Consider the following 8264-nt stretch of genomic DNA (forward strand, 5'->3'; position numbering starts at 1 on the left):
GCTAGAGAACACCGCGACGTGAATGCGGCATCGACCCCCAACGGGGCCGACGCCGTGGGACGCCGGGGAACCGTTCTTGAAGCTTCGTTCAGGTTCCGCGGCGTCCCGCGTCCCCTGTCCGGACCTTATGTGTTTGGGCCATGCCCCCGGCGGTGATCCGCGCGGGGACGACGGCGCTTGGCCCGCGCGCATCGATATGGGACGGGACGGCGATGCGCACGTTTTCGTTCTACGCCGCCGCGGCGCTCGCCGAGATCGGCGGCTGCTACGCCTTCTGGGCCTGGCTCCGGCTCGGCCGCTCGCCCCTCTGGCTGGTGCCGGGCAGCCTCGCCCTGGTCCTGTTCGCGGTCCTGCTCACCCGCGTCGAATCCGACGCGGCCGGCCGCGCCTATGCGGCCTACGGCGGCGTCTACGTCGCGGCCTCCCTCGGCTGGCTCTGGCTCGCGGAGGGGCAGAGGCCCGACCGTTGGGACCTGACGGGCGCGGCGATCTGTCTTGCGGGCGCTGCCGTGATCCTGCTGGCTCCGCGCCCCTAGAACCCCGGCCGTCGCGCGGCGCGAGCCTCCCCCCCGCGCCGCGCTCCTTGACGGGGGTCGGCACGCGGAATAGGCCCCGGTGCTTCCGGTACGAGACAGAGTCCGCAGGCCCGATGCCAGACAGCCCCTCCGAGTTGCCCGTCGTACTCCTGGTCGAAGACGATGGCCTCCTGCTGATGGAGGCCTCCGACACCCTGGCGGATGCGGGCTTCACGGTGCTGGAGGCCAGCCACGCGGACAAGGCCCTGAAGGTCCTGGAGAACCGCGACGACGTCGGCGTCATGATGACCGACGTGGACATGCCCCAGGGCTCGATGGACGGCTTCGCGCTGGCCCGCCTCGTGGCCCATCGCTGGCCGGCGATTCCCGTCCTCGTGGTCTCCGGCATGGGCACCCCCGGCCCGCACGACATGCCCGACGGCGCCCGCTTCATCCCGAAGCCCTACGAGCCGACCACCCTGGTGCGGACCCTGCGCGCCTTCATCAGCCGCGCCGCCTGACCGGGGGCTCAAGCCCGAGACGCAGACGCCGGCTTTCGGCAGCAGCCGACGCCGACAGGGGACGGCGCAGGACAGGTCCAGCACGATGGCAGACGACACCCGTACCCCGCGCTTCGCGACGCAGGCGATCCATGCCGGCGCCGCCCCGGACCCGGCCACCGGCGCGCGGGTGCAGCCGATCTACTTCACCAACGGCTTCGTGTTCGAGTCCACCGAGCAGGCCGCCGACATCTTCAACATGCGCCGCACCGGGTTCTCCTACTCGCGCGGCTCGAACCCGACGGTCGCCGCCCTGGAGCGGCGGGTGGCCGCGTTGGAAGGCGCCAAGGCCGCGGTCGCGGTCTCCTCCGGCCAGTCGGCGGTGCTCCTCGTCCTCTTGACGCTGATGAAGAGTGGGGACGCCTACGTCGCCTCGCCGCGCCTGTTCGGCGGGTCGCTCGGCCTGATGCGGCGCCTGGACGGCCGCTACGACCTCAAGCCGCAATTCGCCAAGGGGCTGACGCCGGAGGATTTCGAGGCGGCGATCACGCCGCGGACCCGCGCCATCGTCTGCGAGTCGATCGTCAACCCGTGCGCGGCCGTGATGGACCTCGCCGGCATCGCCGCGGTCGCTAAGCGCCACGGCCTGCCGCTCGTCGTGGACAACACGCTCGCCTCCCCGGCCCTGATCCGGCCGATCGAGTACGGCGCCGACATCGTGGTGCATTCCACCTCGAAGTTCCTGGGCGGCTCCGGCCAGACCATCGGCGGCGTGATCTGCGATGCCGGCCGGTTTGACTGGGCGCGCACCGACCACTACAACCTGATCAGCGCCCCCTGGCCCGACTACGACGGACTCGTCATCACCGAGCGCTTCCCCGACACGCCGTTCGCGGTGGCCTGCCGCCTGTTCGGCCTGCGCGACCTCGGCCCCGGCCTGTCGCCGATGAACGCCTTCCTGACGCTCACCGGCATCGAGACCCTGCCGCTACGCATGGAGCGCCACTGCGCCAACGCCCGCGCGGTCGCCGCCCACCTCAAGGACCATCCGAAGGTGGCCTGGGTGAGCTATCCGGGCCTGCCCGGACAGCCGGGCGAGGCCATGGCCCGCCGCTACGTGCCGCAGGGGCCCGGCGCGATCTTCACCTTCGCCTTGAAAGGCGGAGAGCCGGCAGCGTTACGCTTCATCACCGGCCTGGACCTGATCTCGCACCTCGTGAACATCGGCGAGATCAAGTCGCTGGCGATCCACCCGTCCTCCACCACCCACCGGCAGCTTCCCGAGGGGGAGAAGGCGGCGGCCTGCGTCGGCCCGGAGACGGTGCGCCTCTCGATCGGGCTGGAGAACGTCGAGGACCTCATCGCCGACATCGACCAGGCGCTGGACAGGCTCGACTGACGGCGTCCGGGCTCCCGGTCCGGTCCTAGGCGGCGGCCACCCGCCGGGGCGCTGCCGTCTCGGCCAGCATCCCCGGCACGTCGGCGGCCGGGCTCGGCCGCGCGTAGAGGTAGCCCTGGGCGTAGCTGCAGCCCGCCGCCTGGAGGAAGGCCACCTGCTCGGCGGTCTCGACGCCCTCCGCGGTCACGTCGAGGCCGAGGCTGCGGCCGAGTTGCAGTACCGCGGTGACGATCGCCGCATCGTTGGCATCCTGGATCACGTCGGCCACGAAGCTGCGGTCGACCTTGATCTCGTCCACCGGGAACCGCTTGAGGTGGGTGAGGGAGGCGTAGCCGGTCCCGAAATCGTCCAGCGCCACCCGCACGCCGGCCGCGTGCAGCCGGTCGAGCACCTCCGAGACCCGGTCGCAACGGCCGCCCAGCAGCACCGTCTCGGTGACCTCGACGCCGAAGCGGGCGCGCGGCACGCCGGCCGCGTCGAAGATCGCCAGCAGGCTGTCGGGAAAGTCCCGCTCCGTGAACTGCGCCGTCGACAGGTTGATGAAGACGCGGCCCGGATCGAGGCCGTCCGCGATCCAGGTGCCGACGTCGCGGGCGACCTGTGTGGCGAGGCTGGCCCCGATCGCGGCGCCGACCTCGTGGTCGTCGAAGGCCGTGGCGAAGGCGGCCGGTCCGAGTACGCCCCGCTCCGGATGCCGCCAGCGGGCGAGCGCCTCGAACCCGACGACCCGGCCCGATTCGAAGCAGACCTTCGGCTGGTAGTAGGGCACGATCCGCCCCCGCTCCAGGGCGAGGCGCATCTCGCGCGCGACCGTCACCCGCTCCTCGATCCGCGCACGCATCGCGGGCTGGAACATGGCCGCCTGGTTCCGGCCCGCCGCCTTGGCCGCGTAGAGGGCGAGGTCCGCGTTGGTGAGCAGGTCGGCGGAATTGTCAGCGTGGTCGGGAAAGAGCACGATGCCGAGGCTGGCGCGGGGCGAGACGATGCGCCCGGCGAGCGCGACGCTCGGGTTCAGGCCTTCGAGGATCGCGGCCGCGGCCTGGTTGATGCGCCGGGTGGGCTGGCCGGGCAGTGTGTCGCAGGCGCAGATCACCACGAACTCGTCGCCGCCGAGGCGCGCCACGAGGTCGCCCGGTTCCGCGATGGCCGACAGGCGCTGCGCCACCGTCTGGAGCAGCGCGTCGCCCGCGGCGTGGCCGAGGGTGTCGTTGACGCCCTTGAAGTCGTCGAGGTCGAGCAGGATCAGGCCGACCCGGCCTCCCGTCCGCGCCGCCACCGCGATGTCCGCGTCGATGGTGGCCTGGAACAGGCTGCGGTTGGGCAGGCCGGTCAGGGCGTCGTGATGGGCGGCCATCCGGATGGCCCCTTCCGCTGCCTTGCGGTCTGTGATGTCGACGAGGCTGGAGATCAGGATCGACTCGCCGCCGATGTTCAGGGCCTCTGCCGAGATCAGGGTGTCGCGGCTCTGTCCGTCCACCGTCGTGATGCTGACCTCGACGTCGCGGATCGCGACGTTGCGGTCGATATCGGCCTGGAGGCGGCGGCGGTGGCACGCCGGCATCAGGTCGCGGGTGCTGAGCGCCTGGGCCTGCTCGATGCCGCCGAGCCCGAACATGCGAAGGGCGGCATCGTTCATGCCGCTGAAACGCCCCTCCGGGATCGTCGAGACGACCACGGGGATCGGCACGGCCCGGAACAGGGTCTCGAACAGGCGCTGGCTCCGGTCGAGTTCGTCGTTGGCGCGCTGGTGGGCGCGGACCGCCGACCATTCGAGGCGCCGCAGGCGGTTGGAGCGGATCACCACCAGGAGGAGGGCCACGTTCTCGATCACGACGGCCAGGACGAGCCCGAGGGCGGTGCCGGAGAACGGAGGCGGCAGCAAGTAGCTCGCCGTCAGCAGGCCGGAGGTGCCGATTCCGGCGATCAGCGTCCAGCGGAAGCTCGTCGGCAGCACGAGCTGGAAGATCGCCGGCAGCAGCAGCAGCACGAACAGGGCGATGTCCGACCGCGAGGTGACGAGGATCGCCACGCAGATCGCGGCCACCGCCTGCCAGACCAGCAGGAGCCGCTGGAGGGCCGGGAAGCTCCGGCGACCCGGTGCGAGCCACAGGCAGAGCAGCGAGAAGGCGACGAGGAAGCTGCGCGCCGGGACTGCACAGTAGAAATGCGGTTGCCCATGGAAGCGCCAGTCGCTCGCCAGGAACAGGAAGTTCAACCCCGCCGAGAGGAGGAAGAGCAGCCTGGCATGGCGCATGGTCTCCGGAAGCCGGGCCGCGCGGAATGCGGCCTCGTGCTCGGGACACAGGAACTCGCCGCCGACCTTGCTGAGGGATGAACGCTCCATGGAACGGCATCGTCCAGGCTAAACCTATGGGGGGCGTTAACGACGCCGCCGCCCATTGCCGTTTTCGGGACGCTCGTGCGGTTGTGTACCACCCCGGCGGTGCCCGATGGGCTCGCGGCGATCCGCCGACGGGGCACCGCTGGGATCACCTCAGATGTGCATGCCCAGGGCCTGCATGTAGAGGTCGAGGATCGCCTCCTCCTCCTGGCGCTCGGCATGATCCTTCTTGCGCAGGCGCAGGATGGTGCGGACCGCCTTCACGTCGAAGCCCCGTCCCTTCAGCTCGGCCATCACGTCCTTGATGTCGCCCTGGAGGCCGGCCTTCTCCTCCTCCAGCCGCTCGATCCGCTCGATGAACTGGCGCAATTCGTCGGCGGCCACGCCCTCGGAGGATGAGACGTCGCCGGTCTTGGGCATGGCATGCGCGTTCATGGAAGTTCCCTCGTCGGTGCCTGGGGCGCGGCCGCCGCCGGCGGCGGCCCTGACCCGGTAGCTAGCCGAGCATCCTTACCGGGAGCTTATCCGGTCTCAGGGGGTCAGTGCGGTTCGGCCTGCGCCTTGGCGAAGGCGGCCTGCTGCTCGGGGCTCGCCTCCGTCTGGTACTGGGCCTTCCATTCGGAGAACGGCATGCCGTAGATGCGCTCGCGGCTCTCGTCCTTGGAGATGTCGAGACCGCGCGCGTCGGCGGCATCCTTGAGCCAGTTCGACAGGCAGTTGCGGCAGAAGCCGGCCAGGTTCATCAGGTCGATGTTCTGTACGTCGCTGCGTGCGCTCAGATGCGACACGAGGCGGCGGAAGACGGCCGCCTCCAGTTCGGTCTGCGTCGTCTGATCGATCTCGGTCATCGAAAGCCCCGCGCGGTGTCCTTGAGGATCGCCTCAGGTCGTCGCGGGCGCCGTTCGAGTCAAGCGCGCGCGTCCATGAGAGGGCGCAGGAGCCGGGCGAAGCGCGCGGCCCACTCGGCCTGCCCCGCCTCTCCCGCGATCAGGTCCTGGCGGATCTCCACCAGGGCGTTGGCCAGCCCGCGCATGGTGGCGTGGCGGTCGATGGTGTCTCCCGGCAGGCCCCCGCCGTAGGGCTCGTTGTCCCCGACCGTGAGCCCGGCCGGATCGTCCCGCAGGCCGGCGATCAGCGGCGCGCTCAGGCGCTCGTCCCGGTCGTAGAGGATGCCGACCTGCCAGGGCCGGGCCTGCCCGCGCCAGTAGGGCGTGAAGCTGTGCATCGTCAGGATCATCGGCGTCCGGCCGGCGGCCTCGGCCTGCGCCACCGCCGCATCGATCGCCCGGTCGAAGGGCTCGTAGAAGCGCCTGATCCGCGCCAGCTTGCCGGCCTCGTCGATGCGGGCGTTGCCGGGGACGACGGCGCCGTCCGAGAGCCGCATCACCAGGGTCGGATCGTCCCGTCCCCGGTTCGGGTCGATGATCAGTCGCGAGAACCGGGTGAGGATCGCGGGTGCTCCCAGCGATGCGGCGAGCCCCCGTGTCACGCCGGCCGCGCCGATGTCGTAGGCGATGTGGCGGGAAAACTCCGCCGCGCCGACGCCGAGGACGATGTCCTCCGGCACGTGGTTCGAGGCGTGGTCGCACACGAGGATCAGCCCGCAGGCTGGATCGCCGGCCATCGCCTCGACGGGGTGGGGCTCGGAGGATTCGATACGCTGGCTGGAGATCACGGGTCCGGTTCGTTTCGCGCTCGTCGAGTCGGGTTCGGTCGTGGGCCGACGCCCCTGTGGAAGGCCCCTTGCCGACGAGCCGGTGCTCGGGCAGAGCACGTATCAAGGATCGTGCGCTCACGGCAAGAAACGGGCCCGTCACCTGCGTTCACGCAGGCGAGGACCGCACGAGAGGAAACGACGCGCGAGGAGCCCCCATGACAGCCCCCACCGATCCGGCCGTTCGGACCCAGCGCGCCCTGCTCGGCGGCTTCCTCGACGCGGCCATCGCCGCCGTCCACCCCGAGAAGTGCCTGCGCGCGCACCTGCCGCCGCCGACGCCTGGGCGCCTGATCATCCTCGGGGCCGGCAAGGCCGGAGGCAGCATGGCCGCGGTGGCGAGCGATTTCTACCGCCAGGAGCACGGTCTCGGCGACGACCGCATCGTCGGCCTCGCCGTGGCCCGCCACGGCTACGGGCAGGAGGCGCCGGGCATCCGCATGGTCGAGGCCGGGCACCCGGTGCCCGACGAGGCCGGCATCGCCGCGACGAAGGAGGCCCTGGCCCTGGCCTCCGGGGCGGGCCTCGACGACGAGGTGCTGGTGCTGCTCTCCGGCGGCGGCTCCGCGAACTGGATCGCGCCTGCCGGCGACCTCACCCTGTCCGAGAAGCAGGCGATCACCCGCGCGATGCTGCGCTCGGGCGCGCCGATCGGCGAGATCAACACCGTGCGCAAGCACCTCTCGCGGATCAAGGGCGGCCGGCTGGCGATGGCCGCCCGCAACGCCCGCTCGATCCTGACGCTGGCGATCTCCGACGTGCCGTTCGACGATCCGGCCGTCATCGCCTCCGGCCCGACCGTTCCGGACCCCTCGACGCTCGCCGAGGCCCGCGCGATCTGCGAGCGCCGGGGCATCCCGCTGCCCGAGGCCGCGCTCCGGCTCCTGAACGATCCGGCCAACGAGACCCCGAAGGCCGGCGACCCCGCCTTCGCCCGCTCCGCCTACCGCATCATCGCGCGCCCCGTCGACGCCCTGGAGGCCGCAGCCAGTGCCGCGCGCGCGGCCGGCTACGAGCCCGTGATGCTCGGCTCCGACCTCGAAGGCGAGGCCCGCGAGGTCGCCGCCGAGCATGCGGCCCTCGCCCTCGAGATGAAGGCCGCCGGCCGCAAGGTGGCGCTGATCTCCGGCGGCGAGTTCACCGTGACCATCCGCGGCGAGGGCCATGGCGGTCCCAACCAGGAATACGCCCTGGCGCTCGCCATCGCGCTCGCCGCCGAGCCCGGCATCAGCGGCATCGCCGCCGATACGGACGGCACCGACGGCGGGCGCGGCGAGGCCACCGATCCGGCAGGCGGCCTCGTCGACCCGACGACTCTGGAACGCGCCCGGACCGCTGGCCTCGATCCGGCCGCGATGCTGGCCGACAACGACTCGACCCGCTTCTTCGACGCGATCGGCGACCTCGTTCAGCCCGGCCCCACCCGCACCAATGTCAACGACTGCCGCATCATCCTCGTCGGCTGATTTCTTCGTGACCTCGTCGACGCTGCGACGTTTCCTGGGCTGCGCCGTGCTCGGCCCCGCGCCGAGGAGCGCGGCGCCGAGCACGGCGCAGCCCGGCCCCACCCGCACCAATGTCAACGACTGCCGCATCATCCTCGTCGGCTGATTTCTTCGTGACCTCGTCGACGCTGCGACGTTTCCTGGGTGGTTGATCGTGGTCCAGAGCCGGTCGGCGATGGCCAACGCCTCGGCCTCGGGCACCTCGGCGTATTTCCGGAAGTAGGAGCGCGGATCGCGGAACGCCGTCTGGCGCAGGCGCATGAAGCGCATGACGTACCAGCGGTGCAGGT

At 71.3% G+C, this 8264-nt stretch carries 9 protein-coding genes and 1 pseudogene; 5 read left to right on the forward strand and 5 right to left on the reverse strand.

Annotated features, from left to right (window positions below):
- The first annotated feature begins 212 nt into the window (after positions 1-212).
- The 3 genes from COGEMETH_RS07920 to COGEMETH_RS07930 all read left to right on the forward strand — a co-directional run bounded on the left by COGEMETH_RS07920 (position 213) and on the right by COGEMETH_RS07930 (position 2414).
- Positions 213-536, forward strand: a complete 324-nt coding sequence (locus COGEMETH_RS07920) for a YnfA family protein (RefSeq protein WP_238182061.1) — start codon at positions 213-215, stop codon at positions 534-536.
- 113 nt (positions 537-649) lie between these two features.
- The gene (locus COGEMETH_RS07925; RefSeq protein ID WP_238182062.1) at positions 650-1036 is read left to right on the forward strand and encodes a response regulator; all 387 of its coding nucleotides are present in this window, start codon (positions 650-652) and stop codon (positions 1034-1036) included.
- Between the two features lie 85 nt (positions 1037-1121).
- Positions 1122-2414, forward strand: coding sequence for an O-acetylhomoserine aminocarboxypropyltransferase/cysteine synthase family protein (locus COGEMETH_RS07930; protein WP_238182063.1), 1293 nt, complete (start codon positions 1122-1124; stop codon positions 2412-2414).
- A 25-nt stretch (positions 2415-2439) separates the two neighbouring features.
- On the opposite strand, the gene COGEMETH_RS07935 is transcribed toward COGEMETH_RS07930, so the two are convergent.
- The 4 genes from COGEMETH_RS07935 to COGEMETH_RS07950 all read right to left on the reverse strand — a co-directional run bounded on the left by COGEMETH_RS07935 (position 2440) and on the right by COGEMETH_RS07950 (position 6379).
- Positions 2440-4758, reverse strand: coding sequence for a putative bifunctional diguanylate cyclase/phosphodiesterase (locus tag COGEMETH_RS07935; protein ID WP_238182064.1), 2319 nt, complete (start codon positions 4756-4758; stop codon positions 2440-2442).
- Between the two features lie 150 nt (positions 4759-4908).
- A complete protein-coding gene (locus COGEMETH_RS07940) occupies positions 4909-5190 on the reverse strand; it encodes a DUF2312 domain-containing protein (RefSeq protein WP_238182065.1) in 282 nt (93 codons plus the stop codon).
- A gap of 104 nt (positions 5191-5294) precedes the next feature.
- Positions 5295-5603: a DUF1244 domain-containing protein gene (locus COGEMETH_RS07945; protein ID WP_238182066.1), complete on the reverse strand. Its 309-nt coding sequence runs from the start codon at positions 5601-5603 to the stop codon at positions 5295-5297.
- A gap of 59 nt (positions 5604-5662) precedes the next feature.
- Positions 5663-6379, reverse strand: coding sequence for an N-formylglutamate amidohydrolase (locus COGEMETH_RS07950; protein WP_238182069.1), 717 nt, complete (start codon positions 6377-6379; stop codon positions 5663-5665).
- Positions 6380-6627: 248 nt separating this feature from the next.
- Here COGEMETH_RS07950 and COGEMETH_RS07955 point away from each other — a divergent pair, with 248 nt between their 5' ends.
- Both COGEMETH_RS07955 and COGEMETH_RS07960 read left to right on the forward strand, forming a co-directional pair.
- Positions 6628-7935 (forward strand): glycerate kinase type-2 family protein, encoded by a 1308-nt coding sequence (locus tag COGEMETH_RS07955; RefSeq protein WP_238182067.1) that lies wholly within the window; start codon positions 6628-6630, stop codon positions 7933-7935.
- Between the two features lie 7 nt (positions 7936-7942).
- Entirely contained in the window at positions 7943-8080 is a 138-nt protein-coding gene (locus tag COGEMETH_RS07960; protein ID WP_238182068.1) for a hypothetical protein, read from the forward strand.
- A 41-nt stretch (positions 8081-8121) separates the two neighbouring features.
- On the opposite strand, the pseudogene COGEMETH_RS07965 reads toward COGEMETH_RS07960, so the two are convergent.
- A pseudogene (locus COGEMETH_RS07965) lies at positions 8122-8264 on the reverse strand (type I pantothenate kinase); the annotation flags it as partial.

The organism is Methylobacterium trifolii, from assembly GCF_022179685.1.
Classification (GTDB): Bacteria; Pseudomonadota; Alphaproteobacteria; order Rhizobiales; family Beijerinckiaceae; genus Methylobacterium; species Methylobacterium trifolii.

Coding starts and splice junctions, on each gene's coding strand:
- COGEMETH_RS07925 (WP_238182062.1), top strand. CDS start 650: ATGCCAGACAGCCCCTCCGAGTTGCCCGTCGTACTCCTGGTCGAAGAC.
- COGEMETH_RS07930 (WP_238182063.1), top strand. CDS start 1,122: ATGGCAGACGACACCCGTACCCCGCGCTTCGCGACGCAGGCGATCCAT.
- COGEMETH_RS07950 (WP_238182069.1), bottom strand. CDS start 6,379: ATGGCCGGCGATCCAGCCTGCGGGCTGATCCTCGTGTGCGACCACGCC.
- COGEMETH_RS07920 (WP_238182061.1), top strand. CDS start 213: ATGCGCACGTTTTCGTTCTACGCCGCCGCGGCGCTCGCCGAGATCGGC.
- COGEMETH_RS07940 (WP_238182065.1), bottom strand. CDS start 5,190: ATGAACGCGCATGCCATGCCCAAGACCGGCGACGTCTCATCCTCCGAG.
- COGEMETH_RS07945 (WP_238182066.1), bottom strand. CDS start 5,603: ATGACCGAGATCGATCAGACGACGCAGACCGAACTGGAGGCGGCCGTC.
- COGEMETH_RS07955 (WP_238182067.1), top strand. CDS start 6,628: ATGACAGCCCCCACCGATCCGGCCGTTCGGACCCAGCGCGCCCTGCTC.
- COGEMETH_RS07935 (WP_238182064.1), bottom strand. CDS start 4,758: ATGGAGCGTTCATCCCTCAGCAAGGTCGGCGGCGAGTTCCTGTGTCCC.